Source organism: Streptomyces drozdowiczii (assembly GCF_026167665.1).
Lineage (GTDB): Bacteria > Actinomycetota > Actinomycetes > Streptomycetales > Streptomycetaceae > Streptomyces > Streptomyces drozdowiczii_A.
Genome location: NZ_CP098740.1, coordinates 850,806 through 868,890, shown reverse-complemented (window position 1 = coordinate 868,890; position 18,085 = coordinate 850,806). Strand labels below are relative to the sequence as shown.

At 72.0% G+C, this 18,085-nt stretch carries 10 protein-coding genes and 1 pseudogene; 5 read left to right on the top strand and 6 right to left on the bottom strand.

Translation table 11 applies throughout. The features are described 5' to 3' along the window. The first annotated feature begins 30 nt into the window (after nt 1-30). The 4 genes and pseudogenes from NEH16_RS03920 to NEH16_RS03905 all read left to right on the top strand — a co-directional run bounded on the left by NEH16_RS03920 (nt 31) and on the right by NEH16_RS03905 (nt 5,988). The gene (locus NEH16_RS03920) at nt 31-2,097 is read left to right on the top strand and encodes a phosphocholine-specific phospholipase C (RefSeq protein WP_265539224.1); all 2,067 of its coding nucleotides are present in this window, start codon (nt 31-33) and stop codon (nt 2,095-2,097) included. A gap of 147 nt (nt 2,098-2,244) precedes the next feature. Beyond that, entirely contained in the window at nt 2,245-3,540 is a 1,296-nt protein-coding gene (locus tag NEH16_RS03915) for a cytochrome P450 (protein ID WP_265539222.1), read from the top strand. Beyond that, a pseudogene (locus NEH16_RS03910) lies at nt 3,537-4,789 on the top strand (cytochrome P450 family protein). The gene NEH16_RS03915 and the pseudogene NEH16_RS03910 overlap by 4 nt, the downstream one beginning before the upstream one ends. 191 nt (nt 4,790-4,980) lie before the next feature. Then, complete coding sequence (locus NEH16_RS03905) at nt 4,981-5,988, top strand: LacI family DNA-binding transcriptional regulator (RefSeq protein ID WP_265539220.1); 1,008 nt, start codon at nt 4,981-4,983, stop codon at nt 5,986-5,988. 47 nt (nt 5,989-6,035) lie between these two features. On the opposite strand, the gene NEH16_RS03900 is transcribed toward NEH16_RS03905, so the two are convergent. The 6 genes from NEH16_RS03900 to NEH16_RS03875 all read right to left on the bottom strand — a co-directional run bounded on the left by NEH16_RS03900 (nt 6,036) and on the right by NEH16_RS03875 (nt 14,759). Further along, nucleotides 6,036-6,743, bottom strand: coding sequence for a glycoside hydrolase family 12 protein (locus NEH16_RS03900; protein ID WP_265539218.1), 708 nt, complete (start codon nt 6,741-6,743; stop codon nt 6,036-6,038). Between the two features lie 32 nt (nt 6,744-6,775). Beyond that, nucleotides 6,776-9,013 carry a glycosyl hydrolase family 95 catalytic domain-containing protein gene (locus NEH16_RS03895; RefSeq protein ID WP_265539216.1) on the bottom strand — a complete coding sequence of 746 codons (2,238 nt, stop codon included), beginning with the start codon at nt 9,011-9,013 and terminating at the stop codon, nt 6,776-6,778. Next, the gene (locus NEH16_RS03890) at nt 9,010-10,986 is read right to left on the bottom strand and encodes a beta-galactosidase (RefSeq protein ID WP_265539214.1); all 1,977 of its coding nucleotides are present in this window, start codon (nt 10,984-10,986) and stop codon (nt 9,010-9,012) included. Before NEH16_RS03890 ends, NEH16_RS03895 begins: the two co-directional genes overlap by 4 nt. A 46-nt stretch (nt 10,987-11,032) precedes the next feature. After that, complete coding sequence (locus NEH16_RS03885) at nt 11,033-11,995, bottom strand: carbohydrate ABC transporter permease (RefSeq protein WP_265539212.1); 963 nt, start codon at nt 11,993-11,995, stop codon at nt 11,033-11,035. After that, on the bottom strand, nt 11,992-13,068 hold the full coding sequence (locus NEH16_RS03880; RefSeq protein WP_265539210.1) for an ABC transporter permease: 1,077 nt from the start codon (nt 13,066-13,068) through the stop codon (nt 11,992-11,994). The genes NEH16_RS03885 and NEH16_RS03880 overlap by 4 nt, the downstream gene beginning before the upstream one ends. Before the next feature lie 83 nt (nt 13,069-13,151). Further along, complete coding sequence (locus NEH16_RS03875) at nt 13,152-14,759, bottom strand: extracellular solute-binding protein (protein WP_265547058.1); 1,608 nt, start codon at nt 14,757-14,759, stop codon at nt 13,152-13,154. 447 nt (nt 14,760-15,206) lie between these two features. Between NEH16_RS03875 and NEH16_RS03870 the strand changes: the two genes are divergently transcribed. Continuing rightward, complete coding sequence (locus NEH16_RS03870; protein WP_265539208.1) at nt 15,207-18,071, top strand: glycoside hydrolase family 3 C-terminal domain-containing protein; 2,865 nt, start codon at nt 15,207-15,209, stop codon at nt 18,069-18,071. Nucleotides 18,072-18,085: the final 14 nt, after the last annotated feature.

Below are 18,085 nucleotides of genomic sequence, written 5' to 3'. Positions count from 1 at the left end.
TTCCATCCCCCACTGCGAAGGTTCCCCTCCATGGCAGAACTCGACCGCCGCCGGCTCCTGAAGCTCGCCGGGGGCTCCGTCGCCCTCACCGCCCTGTCGAGCAGCATCGCCCGCGCCGCCACCCTCCCCGCGCGAGGGCGGACGGGCACCATCAAGGACGTCGAGCACATCGTCGTCCTGATGCAGGAGAACCGTTCCTTCGACCACTACTTCGGGACGATGAAGGGCGTACGGGGCTACGGCGACCCGCGCCCCGTCACGCTGCCCAGCGGCAAACCGGTGTGGCACCAGGCGGACGCGGCGGGCAAGGAGGTGCTGCCGTTCCGGCCGCCGGCCGACAAGCTCGGGATGCAGTTCCTCCAGGACCTGAACCACGACTGGGCGGGCGGCCACCGGGCGTTCAACAAGGGCGCCTACGACCAGTGGGTGCCCGCCAAGACGGCGACCACCATGGCCCACCTCACCCGGGACGACATCCCGTTCCACTACGCGCTCGCCGACGCGTTCACCGTCTGCGACGCGTACCACTGCTCGTTCATCGGCTCGACCGACCCCAACCGCTACTACCTGTGGAGCGGCTACACCGGCAACGACGGCGCCGGCGGCGGGCCCGAGCTGGGCAACGACGAGCGCGGATACGGCTGGACGACCTACCCGGAGCGCCTGGAAGAGGCCGGGGTGTCGTGGAAGGTGTACCAGGACATCGGCGACGGGCTCGACGCCGCCGGGTCCTGGGGGTGGATCGGTGACGCCTACCGGGGCACCTACGGCGACAACTCGCTGCTGTACTTCAACTCCTACCGCGACGCCCGGCCCGGCGACGCCCTGTACGACAAGGCCCGCACCGGCAGCGACCTGAGGAACGGGGGCGGTCTGCTGGACGACCTGAAGGCCGACATCGAGGCCGGGACGCTCCCCTCGGTGTCCTGGATCGTGGCGCCCGAGGCGTACAGCGAACACCCCAACTGGCCCGCGAACTACGGCGCCTGGTACATCGCGCAGGTGCTGGACGCGCTCACCTCGGACCCGGAGGTGTGGGGCCGTACCGCCCTGTTCATCACCTACGACGAGAACGACGGGTTCTTCGACCACGTCGTGCCGCCGTACGTCCCGTCCGGTCCCGCGCAGGGACTGTCCACCGTGGACACCGCCGCCGACTACTTCCCGGGCGACCTGCGCTACGCGGCGGGCCCCTACGGCCTCGGCCAGCGGGTGCCGATGACCGTGGTGTCGCCGTGGAGCACCGGCGGCTACGCCTGCTCCGAGGTCTTCGACCACACCTCCGTCATCCGGTTCATGGAGCGGCGTTTCGGGGTGCACGAGCCGAACATCTCGCCCTGGCGGCGGGCCGTCTGCGGCGACCTCACCTCCGCCTTCGACTTCGGGCGTACGGACCCCGCCGCGCCCGAACTGCCGTCCACCGCCGCCTACGAGCCCCCGGACGGCGACCGGCACCCCGACTACCGGCCCGTCCCGCCCGCCACCGGAGCCGTGCCGAAGCAGGAGCCCGGCTCGCGGCCCACCCGCCCGCTGCCCTACGTGCCGCTGGTGGACGGGGCCGCCGACCCGGCCGCCGGCACCTTCCGGCTCACCTTCGGCGGGGGACCGGCGGCCGGCGCGCAGTTCCTCGTGACGTCCGGCAACCGTACGGACGGCCCCTGGACCTACACCACGCACGCGGGCGCCACGGTCGGGGACACCTGGAACACCGCGTACTCCCAGGGCGTCACCGACCTCACCGTCCACGGCCCGAACGGCTTCCTGCGCTCCTTCCGCAACCCCGGCAAGGCCGCGGGCCCCGAGGTGACGGCCCGCCACAACACCGCGACCGGCCATCTCGACCTCACGCTCACCCACACCGGCACCGGCTCCGTCCGGCTGACCCTGCGCGGCGCCGCCGCCTACGGGGGAGAGGTGCGGGCGGTCACCGTGCGACCCGGGCAGACCGTGAGGCAGACGCTCGACCTGCGCCGCAGCAAGCGCTGGTACGACGTCACCGTCACGAGCGACGCGGACGCCACCTTCCTGCGGCGCTTCGCCGGGCACGTCGAGACCGGGGCGCCCGGGGTGAGCGATCCGGGGCTGCGCACCGGCTGAGGCTCCGCGCGGACCGGCCGGGCGACCGCCCAGGGTTCGGGATTGAACGCGAATGACCATCCTGCTGCTCATAAAATCCTTATAGTGAGCGGGAGTTGACCGCGTGATCGTGGCGCGTGCCGTCGTTCGCCACAGGAGTCAGGATTCATGACGCGCCCCTCCCCGGCCGAGTCCGCGCCGGTGTCCACGGACGCCCCTTCCGGCTGCCCGGCACACGCCGGCGCCGTCCCGCTCTGGGGACCCGGCTTCCAGACCGAGCCCCGGAGCGTCTACCGCGCGATGCGCCGCGACCACGGGCCGGTCGTCCCCGTCGAACTCCTCGGCGGCTTCCCGGCCTGGCTGGTCATCGGCTACCGGGAGCTCCACCGGGTCACCAGCGACGGTGAGCTGTTCCCGCGCGACGTCGGCCTCTGGAACCAGTGGCCGAACGTCCCCGACGACTGGCCGCTGCTGCCGATGGTCGGGCGCCCCCTGCCGTCCCTCTACTTCAGCGCGGGCAAGGAGCACCAGCGGCACGCCCGCATGGTGACCCCCGCCCTCGAAGCCGCCGACCCGTTCCGCATCCGGCAGCACTGCGAGCAGCTGGCCGACCGGCTGATCGACGCGGTGTGCGCCCGGGGCACCGCCGACCTCGTCGCGGAGTTCTGCGAACCGCTGCCCGTGCTCGTCCTGGCCCGGCTCGTCGGCTTCCCCGACGAGGAGGGCGCCGCCATCGCGCGCGTCCTGAAGGACCTCGCGGACGGCGGACCGGAGGCGCAGAGCGCCCACCAGCGGTTCGGGGAGCACATGGCCCGGCTGCTCGCCGCGAAGCGGGCCGAGCCGGGCGACGACGTGGCCTCCCGGATGCTCGCGTACCCCGAGGAGTTCACCGACGAGGAGTACACGCTCGACCTGATGGCGATCACGGCCGCCGGGCACCTCCCGACCGCCGACTGGATCAGCAACTCGGTCCGGCTGATGCTCACCGAGGACGAGTTCGCCGACTCCATGGCCGGCGGCCGGCGCAGCATCGGCGAGGCCATGAACGAGGTGCTGTGGGAGGACACCCCCACCCAGATCCTGGCCGGCCGCTGGGCCGCCCGCGACACCCAGCTGGGCGGGCAGCGCATCCGGGCCGGCGACATGCTGCTCCTCGGGCTCGGCGCCGCCAACACCGACCCGCTGATCCGCCAGGGGCTCTCCGGCGGCGCGGGCCCCGCCCACGGCGGCAACGGCGCCCACCTGGCCTTCAGTCACGGCGAGTACCGGTGCCCGTTCCCCGCCCAGGAGATCGCCGAGATCATCGCCAGGACCGGCATCGAGGTGCTGCTCGACCGGCTGCCCGACCTCCGGCTCGACGTCGCCGTCGAGGACCTGGTCCGGCGGCCCTCCCCCTTCCTGCGCGGCAACACCACGCTCCCCGTCCGGTTCACCCCCGTACGCACGACAGGAGACCTCTCGTGACCTGCCCCCATGCCGCCCAGGCCGCGGCCCGGCCGGGTGCCGCCGTCGTCATCGACCCGATGGTCCAGGACCTCGACGGCGAGACCGCCCGGCTGCGCGACGCCGGAGCGCTGGCCCGGATCGAACTCCTCGGCGTCCCGGCGTGGACCCTCACCCGGCACGCGGACGCCCGGCGGCTCCTGGTCGACCCGCGCCTGGTCAAGGACATCGACGCCTGGGGCTCTGGCAGAGCGGCGAGGTGACGCACGCCTGGCCGCTCATCGGCATGATCGACGCCGGGCGGTCCATGTTCACCGTCGACGGCGCCGAGCACCGCAGGCTGCGCACCAAGACCTCCCAGGCACTCACGCCCCGCCGCCTGGAGGCGATACGCCCCGCCATCGAGAAGTTCACCGCCGAGCTGCTGGACGCGCTGGAGGAGGGCGGCCGGGACGGGGCCGTGGTGGACCTCAAGTCGGTGTTCGCCCAGCCGCTGCCCATGCGGGTCGTCGGCATGCTGATGGGGGTCGACCCGGCCGAGAACGCCATGCTGACCCGTCAGTACAAGAAGTTCTTCTCCATGCTCACCCCGCAGGACGAGCGGCTGGCGCTCCTCGCCGACCTGGACGTCTTCTACGCCGGACTCGTACGCGAGAAGACCGCGCGCCCCACGGACGACCTGACGTCCGCGCTGATCCTGGCCGAGGAGGGCGGCGAGCCGCTGACCGAGGAGGAGGTCGTCGGCAACCTCAAGGCCATGGTCGCCGCCGGGCACGAGACCACGATCGGGCTCATCCTCAACGCCGTACGCGCCCTGCTCGCCCATCCCGACCAGCTCCGGATGGTCCTCGACGGCGAGGTGCCCTGGGACACCGTCATCGAGGAGACCCTGCGCTGGGACACCCCGACCACCCATCTGCTCATGCGGTTCGCCACCGAGGACATCCAGGTCGGTGACGCCGTCATCGCCAAGGGCGAGGGCGTGGTCATCTCGTACCGGGTGATCGGCCGCGACCCCGAGCAGCACGGCCCCGACGCCGACTCCTTCGACATCACGCGCCCCACCCCGATCCGGCACATCACCTTCGGGCACGGCCCGCACATCTGCCCCGGCGCCGGGCTCTCCCGGGTCGAGGCGGGCATCGCCCTCCCGGCGCTCTTCGCGCGCTTCCCGGACCTGCGGCTCGCGATCCCCGACGCCGAGCTGCGCAAGCTCCCGGTGATGACGCAGAACGACATGGAGTCCTTCCCCGTCCTGCTCGGCGGCTGAGCCGGTGTGACGGGGAAGCGGCCGACGGGCCTATCGTTGCGGTAGACGGCAGCCTCCCCGCGTGTCGAAGCGCTTCGACAGTGGTCTGGACATGCTGTCACGGCAGGGCTAGGCTCGCGCTGTCTCTCCACGTCACGACTGGAGGGAGCGGAGTCGAAGCGCTTCGCCGAATTCGACCGTGAGGGAGTTCCGTGGTCACCCTGGCCGAGGTCGCGCAGCACGCCGGAGTCTCCGCGAGCACGGTGAGCTACGTCCTCAGCGGGAAGCGCTCCATCTCCGTCGCCACCCGCGAGCGCGTCGAGCAGAGCATCCAGCAGCTCGGCTACCACCCCAACGCCGGGGCCCGGGCGCTCGCCAGCAGCCGGTCCAACATCATCGCGCTGATGGTGCCGCTGCGCACCGACATGTACGTGCCCGTGATGATGGAGATCGCCATCGCGGTCGCCACCACCGCCCGCACCCACGGCTACGACGTCCTCCTCCTCACCGGTGAGGAGGGACCGGCCGCCGTGCGGCGGATCGCGGGCAGCTCGCTGGCCGACGCGATGATCCTGATGGACGTGGAGCTGCACGACGAGCGGCTGCCGCTGCTGCGCGAGGCGGACCGGGCCGCCGTCCTGATCGGCCTGCCCGCCGACACCACCGGACTGACCTGCGTGGACCTCGACTTCGAGGCGACCGGGGCGCTCTGCGTGGAGCATCTGGCCGGCCTCGGCCACCGCGAGATCGCCGTCATCGGCGAGGCCGCGGCGGTCTACGAGCGCCACACCGGTTTCGCCGAGCGGACCGTCGACGGTGTACGCGCCAAGGCGCAGGAGACCGGCGTGCGCGTCCTGCACCGCCCCTGCGAGGGCGGGTACGCGGCGATGGCCCAGACCCTGTCCCGGATATTCGACGAGCGCCCCGGCACGACCGGCTTCATCGTGCAGAACGAGGCGGCCGTGGAGCCGCTGCTCAACCTGCTGCGCCAGCAGGGCAAGGCCGTCCCCGAGGACGTGTCGGTGGTGGCGATCTGCCCCGAGCAGGTGGCCACCCAGGCGTCGGTGCGGCTGACCTCCGTCGCCATACCGGCGCAGGAGATGGGCCGCCGCTCCGTCGAGCACGTCGTCGCCAAGCTGTCGGGCCGGGGCACGGACGAAGTCGAGCTGCTGGCACCGGAACTGACGGTGCGTGAGAGCACCGGGCGCGCCCCGGCGTGACGCGTGAGCCGGCCCCCGCGCGGGGGCCGGCTCCTCAGCTGCGCGGGTCAGCGCGCGGAGACGCCGAATCCGTTCGTACGGAAGTCGAGCCCGCCGGCCGACGAGGTGATCTCGTAGCCGAACTGGACGTCACCGATGGTCTCGTTGCCCCACCAGCCCTTGGTGTCCTTGATCCACTTCAGGATCGGCAGGATGTCGACCGTCCCCGAGGTGGAGTCCGAGGTCCGCAGGAACGAGAACACCTGGTTGGCGCCGTTGTCGCCCTTGTAGACGGTCCAGGTGTGCCCGCCCAGCGTCACATTGCCCTGTGAGGTGCCCAACGGGCCCACCGCGCCGTTGTAGTTGACCCAGAGCATGACCTCGTAGTCGTAGTCGCTGTCCCAGATGTCGTACGAGGTGTTGTACGCGCCGGACGACGGGACGGTGACGTTGTACGTGCTGGTGAGCGACGACAGCGAGCCGATCGGCTTGTTCACCACCTTCTTGGCGTTCGGATACGACTTGATGCCACCGGTGTTCGGGTGGTCCGCCCATACGCCCCAGTCCGACGAGGAGTTGGCCCAGATGGACTGGGTGCCCGCGCCGGAGCCCCAGATGTTGTTGTACAGGGTGTAGTTGTCGGAGGTGGTGTACGTGCCCCACTGGTCCGACGAGGACCAGACGGCCGCCTGGGCGGGGGCGGCGGCGAAGCCGATGAGCGCCGCCAGCGCCACCGCCGGGGTCAGGGCCAGCCTGTTGAGGGTGCGTGGTGCCATGGTCGTCCTTCCATGGTGGGTGGGGGGAGGTGCTACCGCGGCCGGAGTTCCAGGACGCGGTCCACACCGGCCGTCAGCTCCAGGGGAGCCGAGGGGGAGCCGGCGGAGGCTTCGGTGAGGGTGTGGCCGTCGCCCGTGCGGACGTCGACGCGGGCGTCGCGCGCCGGGCGGAGGACCGCCGTCGCGGTGCCGTCGGCCGACCAGCTCAGGTCCAGGGTCGCGCCGAACCGCGTACGCACACCGCGCAGTTCACCGCCCGGACAGCCCGCGAGCGGCGCGGGCAGCAGGACCAGCCGGTGCGGGGTCGACTGCACCAGCGACTCGATCACGGCGGCGGGCAGGGCGTGCGCCGCGTCCGCGTTGTACACATCGCGGCCCGGGTAGTGGGCGCTCATCAGCGAGTCGTGGAAGAAGTCGCCCGCGAGGACCGCCCGGACCGCCGCCGAGGCCCGGGCCCTGTCCCGCAGCCGGGCCGCGATCAGCGCGTGGTGGAGATGGCCGTGGGCCGAGTCGTTCTCCGCGCCCCGCAGTGCGAGCGCCCGGTGCGCGGCGGCGGAGAGCCCGGGTGTGTCGTACGGGTTGATCGCGTCCAGCGGCCACACCGGGTAGAGGTGGCTGAGGTGGCGGTGGTCGTACGTCTCCGCGAGCCCCGGCCACGCCCACTCGGCGAGCGCGCCGTCCTCGTTGACCCGGTAGTCGGCGAGCCGGTCCGCCAGCGCGCGGCGGCGGGCGGCGACCGGGGCGCCGGGGGAGCGGTCGGCCGACGCGGTGAGCGCGTGGCGGGCCGCCGCCAGGTCCATCGTCGCGTCGACCGTGACCCAGCTCGCGTTGGCCGGACGGTTCTCCGGCGAGTACGAGGGCACGACGGCCACCCGCCCGTCCGGGCCGGTCCGGGTCAGGAAGTCCTCGTAGAACAGGGCGGTCTCGTGCAGGGCGGCGGTCAGCCGGGGGTCCTCGGCCCCCGTCGTCTCCGCGTGCTCGATCAGCGGCTCCAGGAGCCAGTCCGCGCCGGCCGTCCACAGGTGCAGCGGGTAGGCGCGCTGGTAGTGGCGGGTGTGCCCGGACTCGCCGTCCGTGTGCGACGGGGCCACGATGCCGCGCGCCCCGAAGATGGCCCGCGCGTTGTCCCGCCAGTCCGCGAGCTGCCCGTACACCAGCGCCGCGTGGGCCTCCGACACCTCCGGCAGCGCGGCCGCGGCGGCCGAGGCGATCTGGAGGTTCAGGTTGGCGTTCGTCGTGAAGGCCCCCGACCACGCGGTGTCCCAGTCGCCCGTCCAGAGCCCCGTCAGCCGGGGCGGCAGGGCCCCGGACGCCGACAGCAGGTGGTAGCGGCCCGCCGCGCACAGCCGCTCCAGCAGCGCCGGGCTGTCCGGCCACCGCAGCAACTCGGAGCCGGGGAGCGCCCGCTCCGCCGGGTCCGCGTCCAGCGTGAGCGCCGCCCGCTCGAAGGCGGGCCGGTGCAGCGCCACATGCCGGGCCAGCAGCGCGGCATACCCGTCACCGGGCAGCGCCGCGCACTCCGCCGCCAGGTCCAGGTGGCCCGCGTGCCGGCGCACCCGGGTCAGCAGCAACAGGCCCCGCGCGCCCTCGACCCGGACGCCGTCGCCCGCCACCGCGACCCGCCCGCCCTCCGTGCGGAGCACCGTCGCGCCGGTGTAGGCGAGGTCGCTGTCGGGATAGCCCGCGCGCAGCGTCAGCCGGGCCCCGTCCGGGGTGAGCACCGTGCTCCGGCCGACCGCAAGGCGCGCCGGGGCGCCGGGCAGGGCGTGGTCGAGCGTCACGTCCACGGCGAGCCCCGGCCCGGTGATGTGCTGGACGATCACGTCGTCGGCGCGCGAGACGAAGACGCGGCTGCGCCACGACTCGCAGACGGCGGTGATCTCACCGGTGGCGAAGTCGACCGCCCTGCGGTACCCGGTGGCCGGGTCGGCGGCGTTCCCGGGCACCGGCCGGACGCGCGTCCGGAAGGCCGGGTGGAAGGGCTGCACCCACACCAGCGGCCGGCCCGCGCCGAAGTGCTCCGCGGCCAGGGTGTCCCCGGCGAGCAGCGCGCTCTGGAGCCGGCCCAGCCGGTCCGCAAGCTCGGGCGGCCGGACATGCTCGCTGCCGTTGGGCCGGACCAGGCTGTGATGGTTGACGATCACCCGGTCGTCGGCCGGGTCGCCGTACACCATGGCACCGTGCCGGCCGTTGCCGCCGAGGAAGGCGTCCTCCCAGCGGGCGGCGGGGCGCGGCTCCCAGGTGGAGTCGATGTCGGTGCGCCCGGTCACGGCGCGGATCTCCGCAGCACCGCGACGCCGTAGCGGCCGAGCGCGATCCGGTCCGTGACCACGCGCCCGGTGAGCAGGTCCTCGTACACGCCGGGCACGGCCACGGTGACCATCTCGCGGCGGTGGTGCAGCAGGAACAGCAGCTCGCCCCGGCGCACCGCCTCCACCCCCTCGGGCAGCCCGGCGAGGACCGGCTCGATTCCGGCCTCCCGGACCACGTCGGCCAGCAGGGCCCGCAGCGCCGGGGGCTCGGGGAGCGTCGACACGTACACCGCGCGGCCCCGGCGCAGCACGGCGGGCAGCCCGGCCAGCTCGCCGTCGCGGTAGGCGGCCAGGATCTCGGTGCCCTCGGCCGCCTCCAGCTCCTCGGACCAGAGGGTGCCCCGGAAGCCGTCGCACTCCACGGTCTCGTCCGCGTCCAGCGGCCACCACTCGTGCAGGGTGGCGATCCCGAACAGCTCGCGCAGGCGGGCGTCCATCCCGCCGGGCCGGACGCGGTCGTCCACGTCCGCGACGCCGCTGAAGAAGCCGCAGACCAGACGGCCGCCGCCCGCCGCGTACGCCACGAGGTTGTCGATCGCCGCGTCGTCGAGGAGGTAGAGGTGCGGGACGAGGACCGCCTTGTACCGGCCGAGGTCGGCGTCGGGGCGGGCGAAGTCCGTGGGCGTGCCGTTCTCCCACAGCGCCCGGTGCCAGCGCCGGATCACCTCCGCGTAGTCGAGCAGCGCGGACGGGGCGCCCTCCTGGGCGCCCGCCCACCAGGCGTCCCAGTCGTGCAGGACGGCGACCTCGGCGGTCACGCCCGTACCGGAGACGGCGGCGCCGATCGCGGCCAGCTCGCCGCCCAGCTGCCGGGTCTCGCGGAAGGCGCGGCCCCGCTCACCGGCGTGGCCGAGCATCCCCGAGTGGAACTTCTCCGAGCCCTGCCGGGACTGCCGCCACTGGAAGTAGCAGATCGCGTCGGCGCCGCGCGCCACGGACTGGAGCGACCAGAGGCGGTTCAGCCCCTCCGGCTTCGGGTGGTTGACGCCCCGCCAGTTCACCGCGCCCGCCGCCTGCTCCATCAGCATCCACGGGCCGGCCGCCTGCGAGCGCGTCATGTCGGCGAGCATCGCGTTGTACTGCCCGCCCCACGGGTCGCGCGGGTCCGGGTAGACGTCGACCGAGACGATGTCCTCCTCGGCCGACCAGGCCCAGGCGTCCTGCCCGGACCACAGCGGCATGAAGTTGGTCGTCACCGGGATGTGCGGGGTGTGCCGGGCGACGATGTCCCGCTCGGCGGTGAAGCACTCCATGAGGGCGTCGGACGTGAAGCGCTTGAAGTCCAGCACCTGGGTGGGGTTCCTCATGTACTGCGCCTTGCGCGGCGGCAGGATCTCCGTCCACGCGTCGTAGCGCTGGCTCCAGAATGCGGTGCCCCACGCCTCGTTGAGGGCGTCGAGCGTCCCGTACCGGGCGCGCAGCCAGCGGCGGAAGTGGCCCGCCGTCTCGTCGCACCAGCAGTGCGTGCAGTACTCGTTGTTGATGTGCCACACGGTGAGCGCCGGATGCCGTGCGTACCGCGCGGCCAGGTCCTCGGTGAGCGCGGCGGCGTAACGGCGGTAGACCGGCGAGCTGGGGCAGAACTGCTGGCGCGAGCCGTACCAGACGATCGACCCGTCCTCGGCGCGCGGCAGCGTCTCCGGGTGCCGCGCCCCCATCCAGGGCGGCGGGGACGCGGTCGGGGTGGCGAGCACGACGCCGATGCCGTGCGCGTGCATCAGGTCCATCAGCCGGTCGAGCCAGTCGAACTCGCGGGCGCCCGGCCGGGGTTCGATCTTCGCCCAGGAGAAGACGCCGAGGGTGACGGAGTTGACCCCGGCCTCCTTCATCAGCCGGACGTCGTCCTCCCACACCTCCTCGGGCCACTGCTCGGGGTTGTAGTCGCCTCCGAAGAGGATGCGGCCACGGGCCGCGTCGCGCAGGGACGGCATGGCGTCTCCGGTTCTACTGGGTGGGGTTCAGGGGGCGTCTTGTCGATCAGCCCTTCACGGCGCCGGTGAGCATGCCCTTCTGGAAGTGCTTCTGGACGAACGGCGACAGCACCGCGACCGGGATCAGCGCGAGGATCATCACCGCCATCTGCACGGCGAGGCTGTTGATCTGGCCGTTGCTGACGGCCGCGCCCATCGCGCCCGGCGGCACCTGGTGCTGGAGGACCAGCTGGCGCAGGATCATCTGCAAGGGGTACTTGTCGCTGTCCTGGATGTAGAGCATCGCGTTGAACCATTGGCTCCAGTAGCCCACCGCGTAGAACAGCGAGATCACGGCGATCACCGCACGCGACAGCGGCATGATGATCTGGAGCAGGATGCGCCACTCGCCGGCCCCGTCGATGCGGGCCGCGTCGATGAGTTCGGGCGCGGTGTCCATGAAGAAGCCGCGCAGCACCAGCACGTTGAACACGCTGATCGCGCTCGGCAGGATCATCGACCAGTAGCTGTCGCTCAGCCCGATCCCGGTGACCAGCAGATACGTCGGGATGAGCCCGGCGCCGAAGAACATGGTCGCCATCAGCGTCATCAGCAGCGGGCGGTGTGCGTACGAGTCGCGGCGGCTGAGCCCGTACGCGCAGAGGATCGAGACGACCATGCTGACGGCCGTACCGACGACGGTCAGACCGACGCTGACGGCGGCGGCCCGGGTCACTGCGCCCCCGCTCAGCAACTCCTTGTACGCGACGAACGTGAGGTGCTGGGGCCAGACGACCAGGCCGCCCGCGTCGTTGATCGTCCTCGTGTCGGAGAGGCTGGTCACCAGCACGACCCAGATCGGGACGATGATGACCGCGCAGATCGCGACGAGCCCGAAGCCCTTGAAGGCGAGGCCGGCCTTCGTCGGCTCCTCCTCCCACACGGGGCGCGGCTCGATGCGCAGGGCGCGCCGGAGGCGTGTCTCGGTGGGGGGCGCCGGGTCCGCCCTGTGGTCCAGGAGAGTTGTCATTTCTTGGAGTACACCCCCTGCTCGCCCAGCATGTGGGCGACCTTGTTGGCACCCAGCACCATGGCGACGCTGAACAGCCCCTTGAAGATCCCGGCGGCGGCCGCGTAGCCGAAGTCGCCGGTCTTGATGCCCGTCCACCAGATGTAGGTGTCCAGGATTTCCGAGGCCCCCGCGCCCACCTGGTCGCGCTGGAGCAGGATCTGCTCGAAGTCCAGATTGAGCGCGCTGCCCACCCGCAGGACGAGCAGCAGGGCGATGACCGGGCGCAGCGCGGGCAGCGTGACGTGCCACATGCGGCGCCAGCGGCCCGCCCCGTCGACGGCGGCGGCCTCGTACAGATCGGTGTTGACGGCGGCGAGCGCGGCCAGGAAGACGATGACGCCCCAGCCGGCGTCCTTCCACACGGCCTGCGCGCTGACCAGGAACTTGAAGAAGCCCGGGTCGGTCATCAGGTCGAAGCCCTCGTGGCCGTGCTCGCGCAGCCACTGGGCGACCAGTCCGGCGCCGCCGAACATCTGCTGGAAGACGGTGACGACGAGCACCCAGGAGAAGAAGTGCGGCAGGTAGACGACCGCCTGCACCCAGGCCCTGACCCGGGTGCTCATGATCGTGTTGAGCAGCAGCGCGATGGCGATCGGGATCGGGAAGAACAGGACCAGCTGGGTCACGAAGATGACCAGCGTGTTCACGAGGACTTCCCAGAAGCGGTAGTCCTCGAAGATCCGGGTGAAGTTGTCGAACCCGACGAACGGGCTGCCCGTGATGCCCAGGTCGTACACGTCGTAGTCCTGGAAGGCCACGATGTTCCCGAGCAGCGGGATGTAGTTGAAGATCAGCAGCAGCGCGATGGCCGGCATCGTCATCAGGATCAGCGTGCGGTCGCGCCGCAGCCGCTGCCGCCAGGTGATCCCGCCCTGTTCCCGGCGGGGCTCGGGCACGCCCCCGGCCCGCGTCCTGCCCGCGCTCCTCGTCTGCCCGCCGTCGCCGTCCCCGGCGCCGCTCCTGCCGGCCGGGACGCTCGCCCCGTCGGCGGTGCGGTCCGGGCCGGCCGCGACCGTGGCCCGTGCCTTCACCCTGTGCTCCCCATGTCGTGCTCCTGACCCCGGCCGCCGGGCTCCGTGTGCCCGGCGGCCCCCTTGCCTCTCGTACGTACGCGTCAGTTGCCGGAGCCGTTCTTGTCGAGGATGTCCTGGTACCAGTCGCGCAGCTTGTCGCCGCCGCTCTTCTTCCAGGTGTTCACCGCGTCCTCGACGTCGGCGACCTTCTTGCGGCCCCGGCGGATGTCCTTCTGGAGGTCGTCGAAGGGGGTGTACAGGGAGGCGTAACGCTGCGGTTCGACCACCTGCATGCCGAAGAAGAGGGGCTTCTTGATGTGCGGCGCCTGGCGCGCCATCCAGCCGGCGTAGTCCTTGGCCAGCTGCGGCTGGTCCGGGTAGGCGATCGAGGTGGGCGGCGAGGCCACGAACAGGAACGTGGAGGGCTGCGCCTCCTCGACCCCCTGCGGGGTGTACGTCGGGGTGCCGTCCTTGATCGTGTAATGCGTGCCCTTCACGCCGTAGTTGGTGAGCATGAACTCCTCGGTGCCGAACGGCGCCGCCGCGTAGTCGGCGATGGCGAGGAACTCCTCGATCTTCTCCTTGGACAGGTTCTTGCTGAGGAAGGTGAAGATGCCCGCCGGGTCGTCCTGCCACAGCACCGGCTCGCCGCCGTCGTGGTGGAAGAAGTCCAGCGCCTGCATGTCGAACTTCGGGTTGGCGGAGGCCTGTTCGGTGACCATGCCCTTCCAGCCGCCGGTGCCGTCGTTGTACATGACGACGTGCCCGCTGGTGAAGCGGATCTTGGCGTCGGCGTCCTTGTTGGCCTCGGCGTCCGGGTGGACGTAACCGCCGTCGTGGAGCTTGCGGGCGAAGGCCAGCGCCTCCCGGTACGCCTGCGTCTCGATCTTGTGGACCAGCTTGCCGTTCTCCAGCTGCCAGTAGTGCGGTGCGTCCGGGAGCAGCCCGTATATCTTCTGGATGCAGGTCCACAGGTCGTCGAAGGCCCACACCTTCTTCTTGGGGGCCGTGTACTCCTTGCCGAAGGCCAGCAGGTCGTCGGCGCTCGCCGGGACGGCGCCGGAGCCGGTCAGGTCCTTGCGGTAGAAGATCGCGTTGCCGATGACCGGCGTCGGCATGGGCAGGCCGCGCAGCTTCCCGCCGAAGACCGAGTACTGCCAGGCGCCGGTGGGGATGTTGGCCAGGTTGGGGTACTTCTTGACGGCGTCACCCGCGAGATACGGGGAGAGGTCGGCGAACTTCGCGGTGATGGCGTTGCGGATCTGCCCCTGCATGTTCCAGCCGGGGATCGTCATGACGTCCGGGATGTCCGAGCCGGCGAGGACCGCGCCGATCTTGTCCTGGTACGTGTTGCCGTCCTGCGGGTCGAAGTTCAGCGTCGCCCCGACCGCCTTGTTCACGGCCGTGTAGTACGGGTTGTTCTTCTTCGGGACCGTGCCCCACAGCGGCGTCATCACCCGGAACGCCGAACCCTTGCCCGGCACCGACTTGACCGAGACCACCAGCGGGTCGGGGAGCTTGGTGAAGCCCGGGCTCGAACCGTTGACGCCGGGGACGTCGGGCTGGACCAGATTCAGCGGGACGTAGCTCGGCACGACCTTCTTCAGGGCCTTGCCCGTGGTCGTGCCCTCCTTGCTCCCGGCACCGGAGCCGGAACCGCCGCACGCGGCGAGCAGCGGCACCCCGCCGACCACGGCGACGGCCGCCACCGCGCCCGTGGCGAGGAAGCTTCTCCGGCTCGGGGCGGAGGCGGAGGGGGAGGAATTCGGCGTCATTGCGTCAACCCTTCGAGGCGCACCAGGTGCGGCGGTTCAACAGGGAGGCGCCCAACGGTGTCGCCGTCCCGGGGATCAGGGGCGAGGGCGCCCCGTCGCAAGTCCGTCGAAGCTCTGTCGAAGCGCTTCGATGTTGCAGCGAGGTTAAGTGAAGGGTCCCGGCCGCACAAGAGTCCGTTTACAGATTCCTCCGACCTGTCTCTCTCTCGTCTCGGGTGCAATGAAGGCGCGCGGGCGGGAGAAGGGGAGAGCGGGGCCTTGACATGCGCGGGGTCGGCCGTTGAGCATCGAAGCGCTTCGAAAGATCGTCCGAGGCTGTTCAGTGGCCCGCACGACGCGCCGGCACCGCCATACCTCCCACCTTTGACGAAGGACCCGTACGTGACGGAACAACCGCAGCCCTTCCGCGATCCGCGACTGCCCTTCGCGGAGCGCGTCGACGACCTGCTCGGGCGGCTGACCCCCGACGAGCGCGTCGCGATGCTGCACCAGTTCGCCCCGGCGGTCGACCGGCTCGGCCTCGCCGCCTTCCGCACCGGCCAGGAGGCCCTGCACGGCGTCGCCTGGATGGGGGAGGCCACGGTGTTCCCGCAGGCCGTCGGGCTCGGCGCCACCTGGAACGACGACCTGGTCCGCCGCATCGGCGAGGCCGTCGGCGACGAGGTCCGCACCAAGCGCGCCCACGACGACCGGGTCGGGCTCAACGTCTGGGCCCCCACCGTCAATCTCCTGCGCCACCCGCTCTGGGGGCGCGGCGAGGAGGGGTACAGCGAGGACGCCGGGCTCACCTCCGCCCTCGCGGTCGCGTACACCCGGGGACTGCGCGGCGACCACCCGCACTACTGGCGCACCGCCCCCGTCCTCAAGCACTGGCTCGCCCACAACAACGAGACCGACCGCGACACCTCGTCCTCCTCGGTCCGCCCGAGGGTGCTGCACGAATACGACCTGAGGGCCTTCCGCGACGCGGTCCGTTCCGGCGCGGTGGCCGGGGTGATGCCCGCGTACAACCTGGTCAACGGGCGCCCCAACCATGTGTCGCCGCTGCTCTCCCGGCACCTGCGCGGCTGGACCGAACAGCCCCTGGCCGTCTGCTCCGACGCCGGCGCACCCACCAACCTGGTGGACTCCGAGCACTACTTCGACACCCACGAGGAGGCGACCGCCGCCGCCCTGCGCGCCGGCGTCGACAGCTTCACCGACCACGGCCAGGACTCCTCCGTCATGACCGGCCGCATCCAGGGCGCCCTGAAGCGCGGCCTCATCGACGAGCACGACATCGACACCGCCGTCCGCCGCCTCCTCCATATGCGCTTCGCCCTCGGTGAGTTCGACCCCGGACTGGACCCGTACGCGGACACCGACGCGCTCGACACCGAGGCGCACCGGGCGCTCGCCCTGGAGGCCGCCGAGCAGGCCGTCGTGCTCCTGGAGAACGACGGCCTGCTGCCGCTCGACCCGGACACCGGCCGCACCGTCGCCGTCGTCGGGCTCCTCGCGGACGCCTGCAAGCTCGACTGGTACAGCGGCACCCTGATCCACCGCTCCACCCCGCTCGACGGACTCCGCGCACGCTTCGGCGCCGACCACGTCATTTACGCCGAGGGCGCCGACCTGGTCCACCTGAAGTGCGCGGACGGCTGGCTGCACATCCCCGAGGCGGACCCGGCCGGGGACGCGGCGCGCGGCGCGGAAGGCGCCCTCGATCCGGCGCTGCTCGCGGGCCGCACCGACCTGCCCCCGCTGACCTGCGCCGACACCCCGTCCGAGCTGGCGCTCGTGGACTGGGGCGGCGGTGTGATCACCCTGCGCGAGCCGGAAGGCCGCTACCTCTCGGTCGCCGAGGACGGTTGCGTACGCGCCTCCGCGGACGAGCCGGGCGGCTGGATCGTCCAGGAGACCTTCCGCTGGGAGGCGGTGGAAGGGCATGCCGGCGGTCACCGCCTTCTGCACATCGGAACGGGTGGGTATGTCTCAGTCGCCGCCGACGGCGTAAAGGTTGCCGCCCCGGACGAGGAGAATTCCGCCACCCCCGGCACCGTCTTCGAGATCGAGGTGACCGAGCGCGGCGAGGACGCCGTCGCCCGCGCCGCCGCGGCCGCCGACACCGTGATCGTGGTCGTCGGCAACGACCCGCACATCAACGGCCGGGAGACCGAGGACCGTGCCACCCTCGACCTGCCCGCCCAGCAGGAATGCCTCTGGCGCGCCGCCCACGCCGCCAACCCGCGCACCGTCCTGGCGGTCACCTCCGCCTACCCGTACGCCCTCGCCGACGCCGCCGCCACACTGCCCGCGCTGCTGTGGACCGCGCACGGCGGCCAGGCGGCCGGCACCGCGCTGGCCCGCGTCCTCGCCGGCGACGTCTCCCCGGCCGGGCGGCTCCCGCAGACCTGGTACGCCTCCGACGCGGAGCTGCCGGACCTCCTGGACTACGACATCATCGGCTCGCGGCAGACCTACCTCTACTACAAGGGCACCCCGCTCTACCCGTTCGGCCACGGGCTCACCTACACCGACTTCACCTACAGCGACCTGACCGCCGTCCGTGACGGGGACCTGCTCCACGTCTCGCTGAACGTCACCAACACCGGCGCCGTCGCCTCCGACGAGGTCGCCCAGCTGTACGTACGGGCCGTGGCCCCGTCCGTGCCCCGGCCGCTGCGCCAGCTCGCCGGGCACCGCAGGCTGCACCTGGCACCCGGGGCGGCGGAGCGCGTCGCGTTCACCGTGCCGGTCGAGGAGCTGGGCCACTGGGACGTGGCGCACGGCCGCTGGACCGTCGAGCCCGGGGCGTACGAGATCCAGGCGGGCGCGTCCAGCACGGACATCCGTTGCGTCACGGTCGTCACCGTCGACGGCGAACCGGCCGGGCCGCGTCCGGTCCTGGCCCGTGGCCTGGAGGCGGCCGACTACGACGAGCAGCTGGGCACCGCGATCGTGGACCGGGCGAAGACGGACGGCGACGCGGTCACCGCCACCGACGAGGCCAACGAACTCCTCTACCGTCGCTGCGACTTCGGCTCCGGTACGAGCGGCGTCGAGGTCCTTGCCTCCGGCGAGGGGGCCGTCCTGATCACCGTCGGCGGCGCCACCGTCACCGTCCCGGTGCCCGCCACGGACGGACCGTACGACCACCGCACCGTCCACGCCGCTCTGGCCGCCTCCGGCACCGGCGACCTGCGCGTCGTGCTGCGCGGCACGGTCCGGCTGGCCCGGCTCGACTTCACCGGGGCCGGCGCGTGAGATCCCGCAGCCTC

Excerpts from the sequence above, each read along its gene's own strand:
- NEH16_RS03920 (WP_265539224.1), top strand. The coding sequence starts at position 31 with ATGGCAGAACTCGACCGCCGCCGGCTCCTGAAGCTCGCCGGGGGCTCC.
- NEH16_RS03915 (WP_265539222.1), top strand. The coding sequence starts at position 2,245 with ATGACGCGCCCCTCCCCGGCCGAGTCCGCGCCGGTGTCCACGGACGCC.
- NEH16_RS03900 (WP_265539218.1), bottom strand. The coding sequence starts at position 6,743 with ATGGCACCACGCACCCTCAACAGGCTGGCCCTGACCCCGGCGGTGGCG.
- NEH16_RS03890 (WP_265539214.1), bottom strand. The coding sequence starts at position 10,986 with ATGCCGTCCCTGCGCGACGCGGCCCGTGGCCGCATCCTCTTCGGAGGC.
- NEH16_RS03885 (WP_265539212.1), bottom strand. The coding sequence starts at position 11,995 with ATGACAACTCTCCTGGACCACAGGGCGGACCCGGCGCCCCCCACCGAG.